Here is a 16981-nt window from a genome sequence, read left to right as displayed (position 1 = left end):
ATACTATTTAATGAAAGTTTTTCCCTCTTTTTACTGTGTTTTGTATAGAAATTTCTGATAATATATAAATGTAACTTGAAAACAAAGGGGAGAAATAATTATGAAACTAGTCGTTATTAACGGTACACCAAGAAAATTCGGTAGAACTCGCGTTGTGGCAAAATATATTGCAGAGCAATTTGAAGGGGAGTTATACGATTTAGCAGTAGCGGAATTGCCTTTATATAATGGAGAAGAATCACAACGTGAATTAGAGGCAGTAAAAAAATTAAAAGCTTTAGTGAAAGCTGCGGATGGAGTAGTACTATGTACACCAGAATATCATAATGCGATGAGCGGAGCGCTGAAAAATTCGTTAGATTACTTAAGTAGCAGTGAATTCATCCATAAGCCTGTCGCATTACTAGCAGTTGCTGGAGGAGGTAAAGGGGGAATAAACGCATTAAATAGTATGCGCACTGTCGCTAGAGGCGTTTACGCAAACGCAATTCCAAAACAAGTCGTGCTTGATGGATTACATGTGCAAGATAGTGAACTTGGAGAAGATGCAAAACCATTAATTCATGATTTAGTTAAAGAATTAAAAGCATATATGAGCGTATATAAAGAGGTGAAAAAACAATTAGGAGTTGAGTGATATGTCCTCTCTTTATCATGATTCTCGCTTGTATTACATTCTAGGAGCCAATAGTTTATCAGCTATTGGTTCCGGGATTGTTATGATAACGATTCCGTGGTTGTTAATTAAGGAAAGTGGAGGAGAGACAACATTTGGTTATGTTTCTATCGTTGCAACTCTCATCATGTTTTTACTAACACCATTCATTGGGCAAAGCATAGATCGTTTTTCAAGAAAATCTTTATTGTTATGTAACGAAGGTATCGGGATAGCCATTATAGGAATGATGGCCATTTGGGGATTTGCTGGGCAATCATACAATTCTATTCATTACATTATTATTTATATAGCAGGTTCTTTCTATTATCTATTATTCTATCCCACAATATTTGCATTTAACCAAGAAATATTTCAATCAGAGCATTATAAAAGTTTAAGTGGCACAATGGAAATACAAGGACAATTAACGCAAGTTATTTCAGGCGCAGCTGCTAGCTTTTTAATTGAGATTATTTCTTTGAAATGGATCTTGTTAGTGGATATGTTAACTTTTGCAGGAGCATTTTTTCTTTTCTTATGTATACCGTATGTAAAGAAAAAAGAAGTAAAACGGAAAGCAACATTTAAGAAGCAATTGTTCGAAGGAATTCACTTTATGAAAAAGCGCCCTAAGTTATTTTGGTTTTTACTAGCGACATATACCTCAAGCTAGTAATACCAACCGTTTAGACGGTTGTGGTAACGCTTTGGTAACGATTATAACAAATCTTCTTCCATAAATGCCACTACTTCTGCTTGTTTGGATGGATACAAGTGACTATAAGTGTTTAAAGTTGTTGCTACATTTGAATGACCTAGGCGTTGGGCTACGATAAGCGGACTTACACCTTTATTAATGAGGTAAGATGCATGAGAGTGCCTGAATTCATGAAGTACAATCTTTTTCACTCCTGATACCGCTAAAAAGATTTTATATTTTCTAGCTAATGTGGTAGTTGCTATACTATCATAAAATTCACCAAACACCACATAATCCTTTTTCAAAGGAATTTCTAATGTAGCATTATTTTTTATTTCTTTTAGTAGATCCATTACAATAGTAGGTAACATAATGATTCGGTTGGATGCTTTCGTTTTTGGTTTAGTAATATGTTTATTATAGCTTGTTTTATTGATATCAATTGTTTTTTCTTCAAAATTAACATCCTCCCAAGTTAAAGCTAAAAGTTCGCCTTTTCTAGCTCCACTATAATAGAGTGTTGAAAAAAAGGCTATATATATCGATTCGTCTACAACACTGATAAACCTTTTGAATTCTTCAAATTCCCAGAAGTTCATTCTTTTATTAGACTCAATTTCAAAATTTCCTGCAATTCGTGCTGGATTACGTTTTAAGCCGTGAAACTTACTTGCAAAATTAAATATAGCGGAAAGTACGTTATGAATCTTTTTTAAAGTTTCAGCTGAATAGTCATGAATAATCTTATTCTGATAATTCATGACATGTTTTGGTGTAATCTTATCTATCTTCATTTTTCCAAATTCTTTTAGTAAGTGATTATATATCATATTTTTAATAGTGTTTATAGAAGACTGTTTTCTCCTCTGGCAGTACCATTCAAAATATTCTTCGGCTAATTGTGAAAAGGTTAAGCTGGAATTAGATTCCGTTTGAATGAGAGCTTTTGCTTCTGCAATTCGTGCTTCTTCTTGTGTTTTAAAGCCACGTCGTTTTACTTGTTTCAAAGTGCCATCAAACTGTCGGATTCTCGCGATAAAGTAATAAGTTCCTCTTTTTTCATCTTTATAAATTGTCATAAGAATCTCCTTTCTTGTAGTAAAAGAGTAGACCGTCGTCTACTCTCTCGATGTTAAATTGCTAGCGCTAGAAATTTAAAGATCTCTTGTAAAGCGTATTGCTTTCCCAATAATTCGTGCCGGTACATTTGGAGTGATAATTATTGGTTCATATGAAGGGTTATCTGGCATCAAAATTACAACATTGCCTTGCTTTTTTACTCTTTTTAAAGTAGCTTCAGTATCTCCATTAACAAGAACTGCTGCAATTTCTCCGTTTTCCACATCATCTTGCTTTCTAATTAATACAAAAGCCCCATTAGGTATAGTTGGTTCCATTGAATTTCCTTTGGCTTCTAAATAATATATTTCTCCATGTGGTAAAATATCAGATGTTTCATAACGATACCCTTCAAAGTTTTCCTCAGCACATATAGGTAGACCACATGCAATTTTTCCTAATTTCGGCACCTTAACCGGATGAACATTAGCATCATATAAATTAGAGGGTTTATCTTCAGTTAAGTCAGAACGATTAATCTTAAAATAATCAGCTAATAATTGTATTTTATCTGGTCTTGGATAAGTATTAGCCTTAATCCAGTTTGAAACAGTTGTTTCAGGGATATTTATGTCGTTTGCTAGATAAGTCTGTGTGATACCATTACGTTCTAAAAATTTTTTTAAGTTAGCTGCAAAAATTTCTTTCATTTTTTGTGCATCCATTTTTTCTCACCTCACTTTATAATAGTATTTTACCGTTTTTCGGTAGTTGTGTAAAGATATAAAATACCGTTTAAAAGTATTTTATATAATGTTTGGTATTGACCGTACCGTTTAAAGGTAGTATATTGGGTTTAGAAATTATCGAAAGGAGGTAACTTGATGTTTCAGATAACATTAAAAGCTGCTAGAGTAAATGCAGGATTAAGACAAGATGAAGCAGCTGGAATATTAGATATTACAGGAAAAACCCTACGTAATTATGAACAGGGTATAACTGCTATTCCAGGTCATATTTTGCAAAAAGCATCTATTGTATACAAAATTCCTTCTGATTACATTAGATTACCCATAATAAACGATGGGAACTTTGATGATGATTTTTTTTAAACATAACTACCGTTTAAAGGTAGTGTTTTTCAGAAGAAAAGTCTCGCTTTTTTTAAAAATAAAATGTCGAAAAATGCTGTCGTAAATTAGTAATTAATAAGATATTACGTATTATTTATTAATAATTTTCGAACCGAGGTGATATGAAACATGTATCAAAATCTTTTTATTGCTCGTAGAGAACAACGCATGACACAGGAAGCAGCAGCCAAAGTGATAAGTATAACAAAGCAAAGCTATCACTTAAAAGAATGTGGCAAACGAGATTTTAGCCTTACTGAAGCAAAAATACTTGCTAAACATTTTAAAACAACGATTGATACTCTTTTTAAAAAATAATTAAGGATGGTGAAAGGCCATGAACGGAGTATTATCCGCGAGTAAATTAATGAAAGCATCTGAAGTACGTAAGCGATGTGCTGAGATGCGAAATAACCCAGCTTTATTGATAATTACCGAATTAGTAGTGAAGAAAAGAATGTATGCAATGAGCCGTAAAGTTTCATCTCGAAGGGAGGTGAGTTAATTGAAGAATGATAAAGAGCCAACCAAGAAGGAAAAGATTCATATTGAGTCATGCAATCTTAATCCTGATAATTGGTTAATTTTCAAAAAAGTAAGTAATGGATTACATTTGGTACATCGTAATATGAATAAAACTAAGGTTATTCCAAGTTTATAGATAGGAGGGATTTGAAATGAATCAATTAACTGAAGTTAACGAAACACCAATACATAGTGAGCTAGTGTTTGAAAGTAATGGGAAAGTTGTTACAGATAGTTTGATGATTGCAGAAGTATTTAATAAACGTCATGACAATGTTATGTCTGATATCAAAACTCAAATGGATTATGCAGGAGTAGAATTTTCACTCCTAAATTTTAAGGAGCGAACTTATGAAAACAGAGGGCGCCGTTATCCTAAAATCGACCTGACTGAAGAAGCCTTTACATTAGTTGTAATGAGCTACAACACAAAAGAAGCTGTACAAATGAAGATTAAGTTTATTGAAGAGTTCAAGCGAATGAAACAACGCATACAAAATCAGCAAAAAATACCAACAGATCCAATGGGTGTTTTAAAACTAACGTTTCAAGCTTTGGAAGGGCATACTCAGGAAATCCAGGAGATTAAATCTGATGTAAAGGACTTACGTGAAAATGCCCCTTTATATGCTGTTGAATGTGACGAAATATCAAAGGCTGTAAGAAAGTTAGGCGTTCTTCTGCTGGGTGGTAAGGATTCTAATGCATACCAGGATATTAGCCTTAGAAGAAAACTATATAGCGATATTTATAGTCAACTACATAGAGAGTTTGGTGTGAATAGTTATAAAGCTATCAAACGTCATCATTTAGATAGAGCAATCCAAATCATCAATGAAGAATATTCAATTCCAACGGTTTTAGATGAAGAAATTACAGCTACAAATGCACAAATAAATATGACGGAAGTTCAATAGGAGGAAAAGAAAATGAAGAAAACTAAATATTTTGTACTTCACAACAGGGGATATGGACTAAATGCTTACGAGTGTGAATCAAAAGCAGAAGCAACTCGTAAGATTAAGAGGTTAATTGAAGATGGTGAACCAACATCAACTATCATACTTACACAACAGGTTTCTCTAAAAACACAGATTCACCATGTAACAGTTGAAATTGATGATTAATAATATGCTGAATTTATATAGAAAGGGAGTGATTTAGTGGAAGATTCAACATTGTTAGCTATATTCGGAATGTTAATCGCATGTAGTGTATGGTTGTTTTACATTACTTACGAACCAATAAAACAATGGGCTTGGAGTGATGTGAAAGAAAATAAAAAGACCCATTGCAGTGGGTCCTTTTCAAAAAACAAGTTGTTATTAGTGTATCACGGAAAGTAGAGAAATAGTACATGGATTTAATTGTTTATCAAGTGCTATTACCTAATACGTTCTGGGGGTTAGCAAAAAGCAAAGATGAATTAAAACGAATGATTGAACAGTATCTCAGTGTTCGTTATCCACAGTATGAGATTCAAAAAATTATTAAAAGCGGACAAGCACATCTGGCGATTTGTATTAGGAGGTAATAGTTTATGACGAACACTATATTTGAAATTGGTGGATTAACTTTTAAAGGTAATGTGGTAGATCATGAATGGTTTAATTACATCACTTTTAGCAATGGCAAACCTCATATTGTAGCAATTATGGTTTTAAGTGAAATCGTTTATTGGTACAGACCTACGGTTATCCGTGATGAAGAAAGCGGAAAAGTAACATACAAGAAAAAATTCAAATCAGATAAATTGCAAAAGAGTTATCAACAATTAGCAGAAACATTCGGGTTTTCAAAATTACAGGTGAAAAGGGCATGTGATTTATTAACGGAAATGACTCTTATCAAAGTTGAATTTCGAACTATCCATGTTGAAGGGAAAGTTTTAAATAATGTGATGTTTGTAGAACCGGTAGCAAATGAAATCAAACTGATCTCTAGTATGTATCAAAATAAAGAAGACCCTGTTTACTTTGAAGTAAATAGACCTATTACTCCAAAGTCATCACCCTCCTTACTTAAAAGTAAGGACTCTCCCAACTTAGAAGTAAAGACAAATACAGAGATTACTACAGAGAATACTACAAAGAATGTAAGTAGTAGTAATATCTTCTCATTCTATGAAAATAATTTTGGGATTTTAAATCCATTCGTAGCCGATAGTATTACCCAATGGGCAAACGATACAAGCGAAGAACTTGTACAAGCATCCATGGAACGTGCATTGAAACAACAGAAAAAATGGAACTACGCTGAGGGAATTTTAAAACAGTGGGTTAATAAAAACATTCGTACATTAGCAGATGTACATGCATCAGAAACAGAGTTTAAAAACAAAGGTAAAAAGGGGGAGAAAAACAATGCAAGCAATCAAAAAGATAGTAGCTTCATCGACAAATACGACTTCAAGAAACGCTAATCAAAAATATGTATTGTCTCCTAATAGATGCAAGAATGCCTTTTTGGTAGGGAAAGAAAAATTTAAAGACGTTTGCAGTAAACGCATGTTGATAGATATAGAAACAAATGAGGAATTTTGTCCTCAATGTAGATCGGTAGAAAAAGAAGATCAGAAATTAGCTATAGAAACACTAGCTATAAAAAAGAAAAACGAAATCATTCATTTATATGATTCATTTGCTGATAACAGCTTAATAAATGACAAACTCAAAAAAGCTACATTTGAAAATTATGTACCAACTAAAAAAGAATTGGCTGATGCGAAAGAAACGATTATGGATTTTGTTACTTCATTCAATAGAGAAGAACCAACAAGCATGATAATAACGGGTGATTATGGAGTAGGGAAAAGTCATTTGTGTGTGGCAGCCACTAAAGAACTTATGAAAAAGGGTCACAGTGCAATGTTTATTCAAATGAATAAGCTATTTACCAAAATCAAATCAACTTGGAATAAAAACAGTGAAATGACAGAGGACAAGCTTATGTCCCTTCTAGCAAAAGTTGATGTCTTGATTATCGATGACTTTGGAGCGGAATTCACGGAGAAAGATAAAGAAGGCGTCACTTGGAAGCAAACGAAGACAAACGAAATTGTAGATAGCCGTATAGGTAAAAGTACTTTATTTACTACTAATTTTACGGTCGGTGAATTAGCAGGAATGTATGGAGAACGTGATTTTAGTCGGATGATGGAAAACGCCGAAATGTTAGAAATGCATGGGGATAATTATAGATTACGCAATTTTAAAAAGGGGGAATAACAATGTGTGCATTATGCCATGATACAGGAATTATTCGTAAAGAAACTTATCCAGGTGTAATTGAAACGAACGGTTGTAATTGTGAAGTGGCAAAACAACAGCAAGAAGAAAATCAAACGCGTTGGGAAGCATGGCTAGTACGCTTTGAATCAATGAAGCAAGAAGTAGAACGGAAAAGACAACAAAAAGCAAGCTAACAAGGGGGAGTAACAGTGAAAAACACAGGTGTTGCAAGAAAAGTGGACGATCTAGGGCGTGTAGTAATTCCAGTAGAGTTACGCAGAACTTTGGGAATTGCTGAAGGAACAGCATTAGACTTTCATGTTGATGGGGAAAACATCGTTTTAAGAAAACATGAAAAGTCATGCTTTGTAACAGGTGAAGTTTCTGAATCAAACATAGAATTGCTGGACGGACGAATGTTTTTGAGTAAGAAAGGGGCAAGTGAGTTACTGGACCTTCTTGAAAAGAGTGTGATGACACATGCCTAAGCAATTAAATATTTTCGATGTAGAGCCAGCCATTTGTGAGTTTGATGTAATGAAAGCCAATGTGAAGAAAGGAACTGGACGCGTTACATATGCTGATGTACGTGTCCAAGTTCCAAAGAGTGCAAAGGGTACGGATGAATTACCTCGCACTACTAAACAAGATGATCGTTATGACATCTTTGAGCAATATGTAATGGCAATATGGAGATTCCAACGTGCTTTAGATAAGTTTTTTAATTGGGATACAGCTGAAGAATTGTGTAAGGCAGCAAGGGATAACAAAGAAGCTATTTCGGTAAGGATTTATTTAGGAAGTGGTTTTAAACCTGATGTAGTCGAATACATGCGGTAGTAAAAGGGAGATGGACATATGAAAAAAATAGAAATTGATGTTACTAGCAATAAGCTTTATGTAGTTAAGGATGGAAATGTTATAGCGGTTAATCCGCCAGTGAGTGGATTCGGCGAGCAAGTTGCCGTTTGGGTTAACGGGAAAGTTGATCGTGTGGATACTAAGTTTACTGAAAAGATAAAATAATCATTTTTAGAAGGTAGGTTCGCTTATGAGTGTAGCAAGAAATCATGAAGCGATGAAGGAATCACGTTTGAAAATTTACATCGCTTTAGAAGAAGCTAACTTCATTTGGGATGAAAGGGACATTATACGTTTTCGTGAAATGTGGAAACAAAATATGAGTTTATTAGAAATGGCAAAAGCATTAAGGAGACACCAATCAGAGGTGGCACTTCTTGTTATAGATCAAGCTGATAAATATATGATTGAAAATCGTCCAATAGGATTTGGGATTTGCTAAATAGGAAGGGGAAATCAAAATGAAAGCAATGGAAAACGGTGTATATGCAACAACTAAATTAGTTAGTCAATCAAAGGGAGGACAAGCTGTAATGAATATCAATCAAATTTGTGGACTGGATGAATATCAAGAAGCAACTTTACGTACTTGGAATAAGAGAAATGATTTTGGATTCCGTGTTTCTAATGCAGCTTTAGGGCTTACAGGGGAAGCTGGCGAGGTTGCTGATTTAGTCAAAAAAGCAATTTATCATGGGCATGGATTTCAGCCAGCTCATTGTCCAGGAGAAGAGAATGGAAATGTTCACAAACTAGCTTTAGAGCTGGGAGACATTATGTATTACGTAGGGATTATGGCGCACGAAATGGGATATACCTTACAAGATATTGCTGAAATGAACATTTCTAAACTAGCGAAAAGGTATCCAGACGGTTTTAGCAGGGAAGCTAGTCAAAAACGTGTTGATGTGAAGTAAAACCAAATTTGAATTTTATTAGAAAAGGGGAATGATCGCAATGATTAAGTTTCGCGCGTATGACAAGTACAAGAAAGTGATGTGTGATGTTTTAAACATTAATTTCGATAGCGGCATTATTCACATTAAGAATCCCAAAACTAATGAATACTGGGGCAGAGAATTAAAGGAGTTAAACATGATTCAATTTATTGGCCAGAATGATTCAAAAGGAACAAAAATTTACGAAGGCGATATTATAGAAACCCCAGAAAATAGATGGGTTGTAGAGCCAATCGGTAGCAAAGAACGAGATGGCCAGATTGGAATTTGCGCAAGTGTAAATGGTGATGGTGAAAATTGGCCAATCGATGAAAGTATTTTATCAGGAATAATAATTGGGAATATATTTGTTAACCCAGAGCTATTGGGAAACTAAACCAAAGCGTTATTTGAATAGAAAATGGCAGGTAATTGACTAAGTTACCCACCATGTTTTTAAGCGACACGGAGGAGCAATCTCCGATTTGAAAGAGTGAAGCCGGGGAGAGATCGGCTTAGAGGTAGTATGTGTAATACAAAAAAAGATTATTCGTAAAGGGGAATGAGAGATGAAAAAATATACAGGATTTGAAGCAATTGAACGACTGAAAACAAATGTAATTGACGATGGGAAGTCTATTTATAGATATAACAAGGAAATGAATTTGATTGAATTTAGTTTTAAAGCAAGTAAGTTACCTTGGCAGAATGTAATTATAGATATTTCCTATTTCTTTGGAAAAGAGTTTATTGATTATGAGGAACCGTTTGAAATTGGAGATTGGGTTGCATGTGAAGTTAATCAAAATAAAACGATTGGAAAACTTATAGTAATCGATGAGATAGAAATGGAGTACGATGCGGCGCCAGGTGAACTCTTAAGGGTTGCGCGAACAGAATACATTAGAAAAGCAAATGCAGAAGAAATTGCACAAGAAAAGCGTCGTAGATTATTTGAAAAACATGGACGTGCAATTGATGGATTTAAAAATGGTGATGTTGTAACACCAGCGGATAACGATAAAGCACTGTTGCTTGTTGAATATTATAATCCTCATAAAAATGCAGTTCGGATAGGTGGTACCTATTACAATGCGTCAGATGTAAACCCTACTTATTTTGTAGAAAGTAAGGTAGCACTAGAAAATTAAACAAAATAGTTATTTGAATGGAAAATAATAAAGCCCTAGCAAGGGAAGCTAGGGCAGGGGATAGGGTATCAAGAATTTTCGGGTCAATAACGAATGACTTCTTCGAATGAATTTAGTGTAACACACAAACTTGTATACATCTGTTACAAAATCATGAACAAAGGAGAATGAGAGATGGCAAAGTGTTGTGATCGTTGTAAAGCAGCTATTAATCCTAAAGAAACATGCACAGTTACATTTGAATTTAAATTTCGTGAACATGTAAAAAGCTATTTAGCATCAATTCAACGAAGAATGAACGGATTAGATGAATACGATGATGTAACTGCGACTGGCAAAGTTGATATGTGTTCAAATTGCAGAGAATCGCTAAAAGAATTTCTGAACGGGGCAGATGTTGTTAAATCTTAATTTAAACAAAATCCTTATTTGAGAGAAATGGAGAATGAGATATGAAAACCTCCATAGGTAATATAACTTTGAATCCTAAAATCAAATGTTTCTTTATTGGGCATAAATGGAGCTCAAAAGTAACTAAGGATACGGTTTGTGAATTTGAAGAAGAGTGGACATGTAAAAGATGTGGAAAGAAAGAAAAATACCAGTATTGGTTTTGTTTATAAAATCTTTATTTAAATAATTTCAGCCCCCTAACGGTGCGCGTCAAGGGGCTGAAATTCGAGAACTCTTAATGCTGGAGTTAATATGACTAGAATATTTTATATCAAATTACTAAATATTTCAATTATTATATTTAAATTTACTGATAAAAAGGAGAATGAAAAATGAATACAGTGATTATTAAATTTGGACAAGGTACAGCAGCTTGGAAGGATATGCAAGATGTAGTTAAGATTCTGCATGATAAAGGTTATAGTGATCAGCCTTATGAAGACATTGGAACGGTTAAATTAGCGAAGGAAATTAAGGAAGAAAACTAAACAAAATCGTTATTTGAGAGAAAAGGAGAATGAAAATGTCCTTATTAGGTAATTTGAAAGAAATCCAAGGAAAAGCCATCGATGAAAAAGTATTGGAATTTGCAGAGGAAATGGAATCGGCAATAATCGAAAGTGCTGGAAAGGGATATTCAGGTTATAAGTATCAAATTCGTTATGATAATCCAGATAAGCATATGATGCTTTCGAAAATTTTTATAGAAAAGTTACAAGAATTGATGGACGGTGTGAAAGTTGAATTTAAGAAAGAAGAAAAGAAGAGCCTTCTAGGAGGCTCCTACTATGAACATTACATCCATTTTAAGTGGAACGACTAATTTTTTATAAAAACGCTATTTTAATAAAAAAAGAGCTTGCAGGGAAACAAGCTCTAACGTAATTGAGATGTCTATATATTACCATTTATTTCATTATGATTCCATACGTTGTGGTTGAGAAATAAAGTATAAGTACTTTAATAAAAATTTCATTTTGTAGAAAAGGGGAATGGATATGATGAAGGTTTTTAAAATGAATGATTTTGATTGGGTTTGTGCTGAAACTGAAGATCAAGCAAAAGCGTATTACAAGAAAGAATGCGGATTTGATGATGAAGATATAAACGAAGGTTTTGTTGGGGAGGTTAGTTTGCAAGAAGTTACGTATGTAGACATAGATGAATTACCAGAAAGTGAAAAGGATAATTTCCAATGTGGAAGACCACTTGGAAATTCAATAGTAGTCCGCAAGACATTTGAATGGGTAATTAAAAATGACAACATTACAAGTCCTTGTATCATTGCATCAACAGAATATTAAAGAGCAGCTAGCAAAAGCTAACTGCTCAGCCCTCGGAGAAAGGGAAAAAGAAAATTACAGAGGTCACTGTGAATTCAAGCTGTATCAGCCCATTTATAGTATGAACGAAATTTGGGGATTTATTCAAGGAGGAATTGATATGGGTGATGAATTTGAAGCGTTATTTACAAAAGTGGCTCAAGTGCAGGGTGATCAAGAATTAACGTGTAGCTGCACAGAGTGTTATTGGAATATGTATTTTCCTAATCGTTCTAATTCAAAGGAATGCGTATCAGAAAGCTTAGCAGACTTCAAAATGACATCTAACTCAACTGAATGTAAAGGGTATTGGGATTATACAGAAGCGTGTGGCCATCCAAAACGATAAAAGAGCAGTTAACAAAAGCTAACTGCTCATTCTTGAAGAAGATCTAACTGGTTACAGCACATTAAAGATGGGTTATCTATAGTATGGACGGAATATTGAGTTTTATTCAGGAAGGTAGAGGGAAATGAGAGAAAACATAGGTAAATTAACTGAAATAAGAGCTTATATGATTTTTCTTGTGGCAACAATGGACGATCAGTTTGAAGTGGAGTTAAGCGTTTCGTGCGGTGAGGATATAGAGTATTACATGAAACTGTATCTAAAGGAAATGTGGAAAGAATTGTTCGAAGATACCAAGTATGTATGTGATGCGTCTTTTGAAGGGATTCAAATGGTTGCTAAGGATAAGGAAGATAAACATTCTTGTTATATCGAAACGATGAATACACGTAGACGAGCAAGCATCAGTATTGATCGAGAAACATTACAAGATAACAACTTAGACAAGCTTAATAGAATTAAAGAAATAATTAATTCTTAATAAAATAATCCTTTGAATAGAAAGAGAGGTTAAGAGAAATGTCTAAATTAAAGAAAAAGAAAACCAGAAAAGCTATTGCTCGACGTGCGAAATCCTTTGAAAAATATAGAGTTAAAAGAGCTTGGAGAAACATATTTGTACAAGCTGGTATTTTAAAGTGAAAAGAAACTGAATATAGTCCGGCTAGAAAACTAGAGGACACCAATTTTTAGAGCAGCAATCAAGCTGTTTTAAGAAATGGTGTCCTCTTTATTTTTGAAAGGGGATGTGGAGAATGAAGAACTTAAAAGATCAAATACGTGAATGGAAAAAGCAATCTAAGCAAGCAAAAAAGAAACATAAGAAAAAGAAAGAAGAGAAGCTAACCACTCGTGACATTGAAAATTTAATGGGGGTTTATGGACCACGTTATGAACGTAGACGTGGTGCATTAAGACAAAAATAATAAAAATGGAGGAATTTAATATGAATAAACAATTATCATTTAAAATGCCAATTGTAGATGGGAAAAGAACAAAACAAGAGGTTGAAAAAGTATTCGAAGATTATCGTAGATATTTAGCAACAATGCCATGTGATATGTTGCCAAAAGTGACGCCGTCATATTCAATTGTTCCTCCATCAGTTACAAATGGATTTAATAGTTCAACAGAGAATATTGCTATCGAAAGAATAGAGTATGAGCAAGAAAGAAAAGAGTTCATGGATTGGCTTTATGATGCTGTGAATCGTTTGAGAGATGATGAACGTGAAGTCATAGTGAAATTTTATATGGAAGATGAAGTTGGATATGATCCAGACATTTGGATGGATTTAGGTATAGGTAAAACAAAGTATTATAAGTTAAAAGGACGAGCTATACTACGTCTAGCATTCAATCTAAAAAAAGAGGTATATCAAAAAACGCGTAGACAAAAAGAGGTGCCAAGCGTATGAATCTCGTTCAACCAATAAGAGATAAAGAAATGATTCAGGAGCTCAAAGAATATTTTAAGGAACAGAATGAGCGCAATTACATTCTGTTCCTTCTTGGGATTAATACAGGATTACGTATTTCGGATATCTTACGTTTACGAGTACGTGATGTAGAAGGATGGAGTATATTTATTCGTGAAAAGAAAACCAAAAAGGTTAAAGAGGTAAAGATGCCTTCTGATTTAAAGAAAGCATTGAGGGAATATGCGAAGGGGAAACCTAAGAACGAGTTTCTTATTAAAAGTAGAAATGGTAAGAATAAACCTATTACTAGATCGATGGCATATGTAATTTTGAATCAAGCGGCCCTAAAATTCGGACTAGAACGAATTGGGACTCATTCACTAAGGAAGACATATGGATACCATCACTACAAACAATTTAAAGATGTAGTTGTTTTGCAAAGAATGTTAAATCATACAGATCAAAAAGAAACATTAAGATATATAGGGATTGAACAAGATACATTAAATGATTATCAAAAGAAATTCAAAATCTAAACAGTTCTTTTTTTTAGCCATTTTTGAATTAGCTACAAAAGAAAAGTGTCAAATTCATTTATAAGAAGTATGGAAAAGCTTGATAGCTCTAAGGGGAAACGAGATGGTCTAATTCAACACAATCTAGGTTATAGCTAATTCAAATTCTAAATAAATTAATGAAAAACAATGAAAATATGATAAATTAATAGCAAATATCAATAAGTTAATTAGGGGGAACATAGTGGTAGATTATGTAGCTAGGTTTAAAAAGGAGAATATAAAACAGTGGAATAATTTTGAGAAATGTACTGAAGGATTTACAGCTATAAAGCTGAAAGGTTTTGAGGTGGAAGAAGTTTTAAAAGTTGATAGATTTATGGCGAATAAATTAGAAATTAAATTACCGCAGCCTGACATGGTCTTTTTTATGCTGGTAGATTTGAAAGGGTTTGAGTATGAATATCAACCAATGGAAAAAGTACTGTGGGAAGTCCCATTTAAATATCAAGGAATAAACTTTTATTTTACGGTTAGAAAATTCGGATTTAGATTAATTTCTGAAACGGATGATGAATCGATAGTGAAGTCGTTAATTAAAAAAATAAATGGAGCTATTAAAATTGTTGATAATTTAATGTCTCCAGTATTGAAGGAAATTGTTAATAAAGGTGATATTACATTTTCTAATGAAAGTTCTTTGCTGAGAGATAGGTATCTGTATTTTAAAGAAAAAGCCCACAACTTATATAATCAGAATGAATGTGAGGTTGAAACAACTGATAAAATTGGTTATACAAATTTTTATGAAAAAGTGCAGAGGAATAAGGAGGCATTTTTTTATACTCAAGCTATGTTAGATGCTTATTTTAGTTTTCAAGAGCATTTAATGGTATTACTCTTACCATTTAGTGATTTTGATAAAAACTCTGAAAGTATATCAATTTTTATTGCAGATACTTGGACTTTAAAATTCACAAAAGTATTTAAACCTAGTAGAAAACCAGAAGTAATGAAGTATTTTGACAAACTACAATCGATTAAGGAAAAACATCGTAATAAATTTGCTCATGGTGGATTTGAAAAAAAAGATGGTTCGTTATCAGCAAAAGTTGATGGGATAGGATTTATTCCAGTTAGTATGACACAGCGAAATCACTTTTCACTCATAAATGAAAATGAGGAAACTTTTATGGAGATATGTCAAGTTATTGAGCAATTTGAAACATATTTATGTAAAGATAATGAATGGGCAAGAGCTATGAGAATAATTAAGTCCGGAATGGATATATATTTTGATGATGAAAACCTAACATTATATAAAAATGCTATAAAGTCAGATGAAAACTTAGAGTTTTTCTTTAGACGTGAAGCAATGTTGGCGGAAAGGTATGCTGACATGGATTGGTGATCTATCGTTATTATAAAGAAATGCGAACTATTCGCGGACAATTTGCGAACTATTTACGGACACGCTTTGGTTTTTAACATGATATATTTGTATTGTAAGTAGTAGCGGAAAACATTACTTACAAGATTCCAGATAATCGAAAATGGATCGTCATGACCGATGGCGATGGTTGCAGATTGGATGAATAGTTGTTTCTTGATTTCATATCCAATTGTAATTCACGTTGTGTATACGGAGAAGGGCTTTTGCTCTTCTTCCAGTTACTTAATAATTTTGACGCAGATGAATGTAACAACATTAGGTGATTGGGAAAAGAATAAAACTTCACGTACCACAATTGAAACATAAATGAATAATTGAGAGAAAAGCATCCATTCGGGTGCTTTTTATTTTAGAGGAGGATGAATGATGGAAGATAAAAGAATAACACTTAAATCTCCATATAGGCATAAGATTGATCCAAATAAGATTAAAACTTTAGATGATGTGATTCAAATCCTAAGAAGAGTAACTATGCATGTTGACGGTGATGGGTTAAAGGGGATTGAGCATTTAATTGAAAAGGATGATGAATAAGGGTGGAGACAAATGAGCTCATTCAATTAATAAGAGATGACAAGCTTATGAAGTTCTATAAGTCTAGGGAATGGCGTGAGCTAAGGGTCAAGGCTTTGAAGAGAGATAACTTTGAATGTTGTATGTGTAGAGATAAAGGGAAGTATCGTAAGGCTGATTGTGTTCATCACATCAAGGAAGTAAAAGAATATCCAGAGCTTTCATTAACATTTGATAACCTTATGTCTCTTTGTAATACATGTCACAATGAAGTACATGACCGTTTAAAGGTACAGGACAAGCCACCAGCGTTTGTTAACGAAGAGAGATGGTAAAGCATGATTATAAACGATAACGGTCGTGAGTACGACACTGAATACCTTGAAAGAGTAGCGATGTCAGAACCAACGAACAGAACAAGCATAGAGCGAGACATCTTTAATGCAGGTGCTCGCTTTATTTATTATAGATACACACAAGTTAGAGATATTATTAATCGTAATCGATGTAATAATTTAACGATGGATAAAGTAAAACAACTATTAGATATAGATAGAGTTCAAATGTTCTTGCAAATTACAGAAGAAGAAATACATTACATTATTTCTTTTGTTGAACGATATATACAAGTTAAATAAGTCCCCCCCTTAAAATAAAATCGACTTTCTTTCGGGGGAGCTTTCAACGGGAGGGGGAGAGCG

At 33.6% G+C, this 16981-nt stretch carries 34 protein-coding genes and 2 pseudogenes; 34 read left to right on the top strand and 2 right to left on the bottom strand.

Going from position 1 to position 16981, the window contains the following annotated elements; translation table 11 throughout:
* Window positions 1-100: 100 nt before the first annotated feature.
* Together B5P40_RS17515 and B5P40_RS17510 are read left to right on the top strand one after the other, a co-directional pair.
* Window positions 101-637 carry an NADPH-dependent FMN reductase gene (locus B5P40_RS17515; RefSeq protein WP_002031805.1) on the top strand — a complete coding sequence of 179 codons (537 nt, stop codon included), beginning with the start codon at window positions 101-103 and terminating at the stop codon, window positions 635-637.
* A 1-nt stretch (window position 638) separates the two neighbouring features.
* Window positions 639-1319, top strand: a pseudogene (locus B5P40_RS17510) (MFS transporter); the annotation flags it as partial.
* 56 nt (window positions 1320-1375) lie between these two features.
* Here B5P40_RS17510 and B5P40_RS17505 read toward each other — a convergent pair.
* Complete coding sequence (locus tag B5P40_RS17505; protein WP_002192999.1) at window positions 1376-2437, bottom strand: tyrosine-type recombinase/integrase; 1062 nt, start codon at window positions 2435-2437, stop codon at window positions 1376-1378.
* 75 nt (window positions 2438-2512) lie between these two features.
* Window positions 2513-3142: a LexA family protein gene (locus tag B5P40_RS17500; RefSeq protein ID WP_002192998.1), complete on the bottom strand. Its 630-nt coding sequence runs from the start codon at window positions 3140-3142 to the stop codon at window positions 2513-2515.
* 159 nt (window positions 3143-3301) lie between these two features.
* Here B5P40_RS17500 and B5P40_RS17495 point away from each other — a divergent pair, with 159 nt between their 5' ends.
* The 32 genes and pseudogenes from B5P40_RS17495 (at window position 3302) to B5P40_RS17370 (ending at window position 16918) form a co-directional block, all read left to right on the top strand.
* Window positions 3302-3529, top strand: coding sequence for a helix-turn-helix domain-containing protein (locus B5P40_RS17495; protein WP_002192996.1), 228 nt, complete (start codon window positions 3302-3304; stop codon window positions 3527-3529).
* Window positions 3530-3679: 150 nt separating this feature from the next.
* Window positions 3680-3868 carry a helix-turn-helix transcriptional regulator gene (locus B5P40_RS17490; protein ID WP_002192995.1) on the top strand — a complete coding sequence of 63 codons (189 nt, stop codon included), beginning with the start codon at window positions 3680-3682 and terminating at the stop codon, window positions 3866-3868.
* Window positions 3869-3887: 19 nt separating this feature from the next.
* Window positions 3888-4055, top strand: coding sequence for a hypothetical protein (locus B5P40_RS32855; protein ID WP_002192994.1), 168 nt, complete (start codon window positions 3888-3890; stop codon window positions 4053-4055).
* Complete coding sequence (locus B5P40_RS32850; RefSeq protein ID WP_181462949.1) at window positions 4056-4211, top strand: DUF6906 family protein; 156 nt, start codon at window positions 4056-4058, stop codon at window positions 4209-4211.
* Between the two features lie 16 nt (window positions 4212-4227).
* Window positions 4228-4992 (top strand): phage regulatory protein, encoded by a 765-nt coding sequence (locus B5P40_RS17485; RefSeq protein WP_002192993.1) that lies wholly within the window; start codon window positions 4228-4230, stop codon window positions 4990-4992.
* A gap of 12 nt (window positions 4993-5004) precedes the next feature.
* Complete coding sequence (locus tag B5P40_RS17480; protein ID WP_002192992.1) at window positions 5005-5202, top strand: hypothetical protein; 198 nt, start codon at window positions 5005-5007, stop codon at window positions 5200-5202.
* Between the two features lie 36 nt (window positions 5203-5238).
* Complete coding sequence (locus B5P40_RS17475; protein WP_113709520.1) at window positions 5239-5421, top strand: hypothetical protein; 183 nt, start codon at window positions 5239-5241, stop codon at window positions 5419-5421.
* 11 nt (window positions 5422-5432) lie between these two features.
* A complete protein-coding gene (locus B5P40_RS32845) occupies window positions 5433-5609 on the top strand; it encodes a hypothetical protein (RefSeq protein WP_002192990.1) in 177 nt (58 codons plus the stop codon).
* A gap of 6 nt (window positions 5610-5615) precedes the next feature.
* Complete coding sequence (locus B5P40_RS17470) at window positions 5616-6497, top strand: DnaD domain-containing protein (protein ID WP_002192989.1); 882 nt, start codon at window positions 5616-5618, stop codon at window positions 6495-6497.
* Window positions 6439-7302: an ATP-binding protein gene (locus B5P40_RS17465; RefSeq protein ID WP_002192988.1), complete on the top strand. Its 864-nt coding sequence runs from the start codon at window positions 6439-6441 to the stop codon at window positions 7300-7302. The genes B5P40_RS17470 and B5P40_RS17465 overlap by 59 nt, the downstream gene beginning before the upstream one ends.
* A 2-nt stretch (window positions 7303-7304) precedes the next feature.
* Window positions 7305-7499: a hypothetical protein gene (locus tag B5P40_RS17460; protein ID WP_002192987.1), complete on the top strand. Its 195-nt coding sequence runs from the start codon at window positions 7305-7307 to the stop codon at window positions 7497-7499.
* 15 nt (window positions 7500-7514) lie between these two features.
* The gene (locus tag B5P40_RS17455) at window positions 7515-7793 is read left to right on the top strand and encodes an AbrB/MazE/SpoVT family DNA-binding domain-containing protein (RefSeq protein ID WP_002192986.1); all 279 of its coding nucleotides are present in this window, start codon (window positions 7515-7517) and stop codon (window positions 7791-7793) included.
* Window positions 7786-8145: a hypothetical protein gene (locus tag B5P40_RS17450; protein ID WP_002192985.1), complete on the top strand. Its 360-nt coding sequence runs from the start codon at window positions 7786-7788 to the stop codon at window positions 8143-8145. The genes B5P40_RS17455 and B5P40_RS17450 overlap by 8 nt, the downstream gene beginning before the upstream one ends.
* A gap of 18 nt (window positions 8146-8163) precedes the next feature.
* Window positions 8164-8331 carry a DUF3954 domain-containing protein gene (locus B5P40_RS17445; RefSeq protein WP_002192984.1) on the top strand — a complete coding sequence of 56 codons (168 nt, stop codon included), beginning with the start codon at window positions 8164-8166 and terminating at the stop codon, window positions 8329-8331.
* Window positions 8332-8356: 25 nt separating this feature from the next.
* Window positions 8357-8608, top strand: coding sequence for a helix-turn-helix domain containing protein (locus tag B5P40_RS17440; protein WP_113709519.1), 252 nt, complete (start codon window positions 8357-8359; stop codon window positions 8606-8608).
* A gap of 19 nt (window positions 8609-8627) precedes the next feature.
* Window positions 8628-9083, top strand: coding sequence for a nucleoside triphosphate pyrophosphohydrolase family protein (locus tag B5P40_RS17435; protein ID WP_002192981.1), 456 nt, complete (start codon window positions 8628-8630; stop codon window positions 9081-9083).
* A 40-nt stretch (window positions 9084-9123) separates the two neighbouring features.
* Window positions 9124-9501, top strand: a complete 378-nt coding sequence (locus B5P40_RS17430) for a YopX family protein (protein ID WP_002192980.1) — start codon at window positions 9124-9126, stop codon at window positions 9499-9501.
* A 172-nt stretch (window positions 9502-9673) separates the two neighbouring features.
* Window positions 9674-10255, top strand: coding sequence for a hypothetical protein (locus tag B5P40_RS17425; protein WP_002192979.1), 582 nt, complete (start codon window positions 9674-9676; stop codon window positions 10253-10255).
* Window positions 10256-10429: 174 nt separating this feature from the next.
* On the top strand, window positions 10430-10666 hold the full coding sequence (locus B5P40_RS17420) for a hypothetical protein (protein ID WP_002192978.1): 237 nt from the start codon (window positions 10430-10432) through the stop codon (window positions 10664-10666).
* Between the two features lie 374 nt (window positions 10667-11040).
* Window positions 11041-11190 (top strand): annotated as a pseudogene (locus B5P40_RS32840) (DUF8088 domain-containing protein); the annotation flags it as partial.
* Between the two features lie 41 nt (window positions 11191-11231).
* Window positions 11232-11531: a hypothetical protein gene (locus B5P40_RS17415; RefSeq protein WP_002192975.1), complete on the top strand. Its 300-nt coding sequence runs from the start codon at window positions 11232-11234 to the stop codon at window positions 11529-11531.
* A 175-nt stretch (window positions 11532-11706) separates the two neighbouring features.
* The gene (locus B5P40_RS17410; protein WP_002192974.1) at window positions 11707-12012 is read left to right on the top strand and encodes an urease accessory protein UreE; all 306 of its coding nucleotides are present in this window, start codon (window positions 11707-11709) and stop codon (window positions 12010-12012) included.
* A 139-nt stretch (window positions 12013-12151) separates the two neighbouring features.
* Window positions 12152-12379 (top strand): hypothetical protein, encoded by a 228-nt coding sequence (locus B5P40_RS34050; protein WP_002192973.1) that lies wholly within the window; start codon window positions 12152-12154, stop codon window positions 12377-12379.
* 124 nt (window positions 12380-12503) lie between these two features.
* Window positions 12504-12860 (top strand): hypothetical protein, encoded by a 357-nt coding sequence (locus tag B5P40_RS17400; protein WP_002192972.1) that lies wholly within the window; start codon window positions 12504-12506, stop codon window positions 12858-12860.
* A 38-nt stretch (window positions 12861-12898) separates the two neighbouring features.
* On the top strand, window positions 12899-13021 hold the full coding sequence (locus B5P40_RS17395) for a DUF3983 domain-containing protein (RefSeq protein ID WP_002192971.1): 123 nt from the start codon (window positions 12899-12901) through the stop codon (window positions 13019-13021).
* Window positions 13022-13134: 113 nt separating this feature from the next.
* Window positions 13135-13305, top strand: coding sequence for a hypothetical protein (locus B5P40_RS32835; protein WP_002192970.1), 171 nt, complete (start codon window positions 13135-13137; stop codon window positions 13303-13305).
* A 20-nt stretch (window positions 13306-13325) separates the two neighbouring features.
* Window positions 13326-13796, top strand: a complete 471-nt coding sequence (locus B5P40_RS17390; protein ID WP_002192969.1) for an ArpU family phage packaging/lysis transcriptional regulator — start codon at window positions 13326-13328, stop codon at window positions 13794-13796.
* Complete coding sequence (locus B5P40_RS17385) at window positions 13793-14335, top strand: tyrosine-type recombinase/integrase (protein ID WP_002192968.1); 543 nt, start codon at window positions 13793-13795, stop codon at window positions 14333-14335. Before B5P40_RS17390 ends, B5P40_RS17385 begins: the two co-directional genes overlap by 4 nt.
* A 223-nt stretch (window positions 14336-14558) precedes the next feature.
* Window positions 14559-15725: a hypothetical protein gene (locus B5P40_RS17380; protein ID WP_113709518.1), complete on the top strand. Its 1167-nt coding sequence runs from the start codon at window positions 14559-14561 to the stop codon at window positions 15723-15725.
* A 408-nt stretch (window positions 15726-16133) separates the two neighbouring features.
* Window positions 16134-16301, top strand: coding sequence for a hypothetical protein (locus B5P40_RS32830; RefSeq protein ID WP_181462948.1), 168 nt, complete (start codon window positions 16134-16136; stop codon window positions 16299-16301).
* Between the two features lie 2 nt (window positions 16302-16303).
* Window positions 16304-16615 (top strand): HNH endonuclease, encoded by a 312-nt coding sequence (locus B5P40_RS17375; RefSeq protein ID WP_113709517.1) that lies wholly within the window; start codon window positions 16304-16306, stop codon window positions 16613-16615.
* 3 nt (window positions 16616-16618) lie between these two features.
* Window positions 16619-16918 carry a hypothetical protein gene (locus tag B5P40_RS17370; RefSeq protein ID WP_113709516.1) on the top strand — a complete coding sequence of 100 codons (300 nt, stop codon included), beginning with the start codon at window positions 16619-16621 and terminating at the stop codon, window positions 16916-16918.
* The last annotated feature ends 63 nt before the right edge of the window (window positions 16919-16981 follow it).

Origin of the sequence: Bacillus sp. SRB_8 (genome assembly GCF_003264205.1) — a bacterium.
In the GTDB taxonomy this organism is placed as follows: Bacteria; Bacillota; Bacilli; order Bacillales; family Bacillaceae_G; genus Bacillus_A; species Bacillus_A mycoides.
The sequence above is the reverse complement of the archived record's forward strand: the minus strand, read 5'-3'. Positions and strand labels throughout refer to the sequence as shown.

Excerpts from the sequence above, each read along its gene's own strand:
- B5P40_RS17515 (WP_002031805.1), top strand. The coding sequence starts at position 101 with ATGAAACTAGTCGTTATTAACGGTACACCAAGAAAATTCGGTAGAACT.
- B5P40_RS17505 (WP_002192999.1), bottom strand. The coding sequence starts at position 2,437 with ATGACAATTTATAAAGATGAAAAAAGAGGAACTTATTACTTTATCGCG.
- B5P40_RS17500 (WP_002192998.1), bottom strand. The coding sequence starts at position 3,142 with ATGGATGCACAAAAAATGAAAGAAATTTTTGCAGCTAACTTAAAAAAA.
- B5P40_RS17495 (WP_002192996.1), top strand. The coding sequence starts at position 3,302 with ATGTTTCAGATAACATTAAAAGCTGCTAGAGTAAATGCAGGATTAAGA.
- B5P40_RS17490 (WP_002192995.1), top strand. The coding sequence starts at position 3,680 with ATGTATCAAAATCTTTTTATTGCTCGTAGAGAACAACGCATGACACAG.
- B5P40_RS32855 (WP_002192994.1), top strand. The coding sequence starts at position 3,888 with ATGAACGGAGTATTATCCGCGAGTAAATTAATGAAAGCATCTGAAGTA.
- B5P40_RS17485 (WP_002192993.1), top strand. The coding sequence starts at position 4,228 with ATGAATCAATTAACTGAAGTTAACGAAACACCAATACATAGTGAGCTA.
- B5P40_RS17480 (WP_002192992.1), top strand. The coding sequence starts at position 5,005 with ATGAAGAAAACTAAATATTTTGTACTTCACAACAGGGGATATGGACTA.
- B5P40_RS32845 (WP_002192990.1), top strand. The coding sequence starts at position 5,433 with ATGGATTTAATTGTTTATCAAGTGCTATTACCTAATACGTTCTGGGGG.
- B5P40_RS17470 (WP_002192989.1), top strand. The coding sequence starts at position 5,616 with ATGACGAACACTATATTTGAAATTGGTGGATTAACTTTTAAAGGTAAT.
- B5P40_RS17465 (WP_002192988.1), top strand. The coding sequence starts at position 6,439 with ATGCAAGCAATCAAAAAGATAGTAGCTTCATCGACAAATACGACTTCA.
- B5P40_RS17460 (WP_002192987.1), top strand. The coding sequence starts at position 7,305 with ATGTGTGCATTATGCCATGATACAGGAATTATTCGTAAAGAAACTTAT.
- B5P40_RS17450 (WP_002192985.1), top strand. The coding sequence starts at position 7,786 with ATGCCTAAGCAATTAAATATTTTCGATGTAGAGCCAGCCATTTGTGAG.
- B5P40_RS17445 (WP_002192984.1), top strand. The coding sequence starts at position 8,164 with ATGAAAAAAATAGAAATTGATGTTACTAGCAATAAGCTTTATGTAGTT.
- B5P40_RS17440 (WP_113709519.1), top strand. The coding sequence starts at position 8,357 with ATGAGTGTAGCAAGAAATCATGAAGCGATGAAGGAATCACGTTTGAAA.
- B5P40_RS17435 (WP_002192981.1), top strand. The coding sequence starts at position 8,628 with ATGAAAGCAATGGAAAACGGTGTATATGCAACAACTAAATTAGTTAGT.
- B5P40_RS17430 (WP_002192980.1), top strand. The coding sequence starts at position 9,124 with ATGATTAAGTTTCGCGCGTATGACAAGTACAAGAAAGTGATGTGTGAT.
- B5P40_RS17425 (WP_002192979.1), top strand. The coding sequence starts at position 9,674 with ATGAAAAAATATACAGGATTTGAAGCAATTGAACGACTGAAAACAAAT.
- B5P40_RS17420 (WP_002192978.1), top strand. The coding sequence starts at position 10,430 with ATGGCAAAGTGTTGTGATCGTTGTAAAGCAGCTATTAATCCTAAAGAA.
- B5P40_RS17415 (WP_002192975.1), top strand. The coding sequence starts at position 11,232 with ATGTCCTTATTAGGTAATTTGAAAGAAATCCAAGGAAAAGCCATCGAT.
- B5P40_RS17410 (WP_002192974.1), top strand. The coding sequence starts at position 11,707 with ATGATGAAGGTTTTTAAAATGAATGATTTTGATTGGGTTTGTGCTGAA.
- B5P40_RS34050 (WP_002192973.1), top strand. The coding sequence starts at position 12,152 with ATGGGTGATGAATTTGAAGCGTTATTTACAAAAGTGGCTCAAGTGCAG.
- B5P40_RS17400 (WP_002192972.1), top strand. The coding sequence starts at position 12,504 with ATGAGAGAAAACATAGGTAAATTAACTGAAATAAGAGCTTATATGATT.
- B5P40_RS17395 (WP_002192971.1), top strand. The coding sequence starts at position 12,899 with ATGTCTAAATTAAAGAAAAAGAAAACCAGAAAAGCTATTGCTCGACGT.
- B5P40_RS32835 (WP_002192970.1), top strand. The coding sequence starts at position 13,135 with ATGAAGAACTTAAAAGATCAAATACGTGAATGGAAAAAGCAATCTAAG.
- B5P40_RS17390 (WP_002192969.1), top strand. The coding sequence starts at position 13,326 with ATGAATAAACAATTATCATTTAAAATGCCAATTGTAGATGGGAAAAGA.
- B5P40_RS17385 (WP_002192968.1), top strand. The coding sequence starts at position 13,793 with ATGAATCTCGTTCAACCAATAAGAGATAAAGAAATGATTCAGGAGCTC.
- B5P40_RS32830 (WP_181462948.1), top strand. The coding sequence starts at position 16,134 with ATGGAAGATAAAAGAATAACACTTAAATCTCCATATAGGCATAAGATT.
- B5P40_RS17370 (WP_113709516.1), top strand. The coding sequence starts at position 16,619 with ATGATTATAAACGATAACGGTCGTGAGTACGACACTGAATACCTTGAA.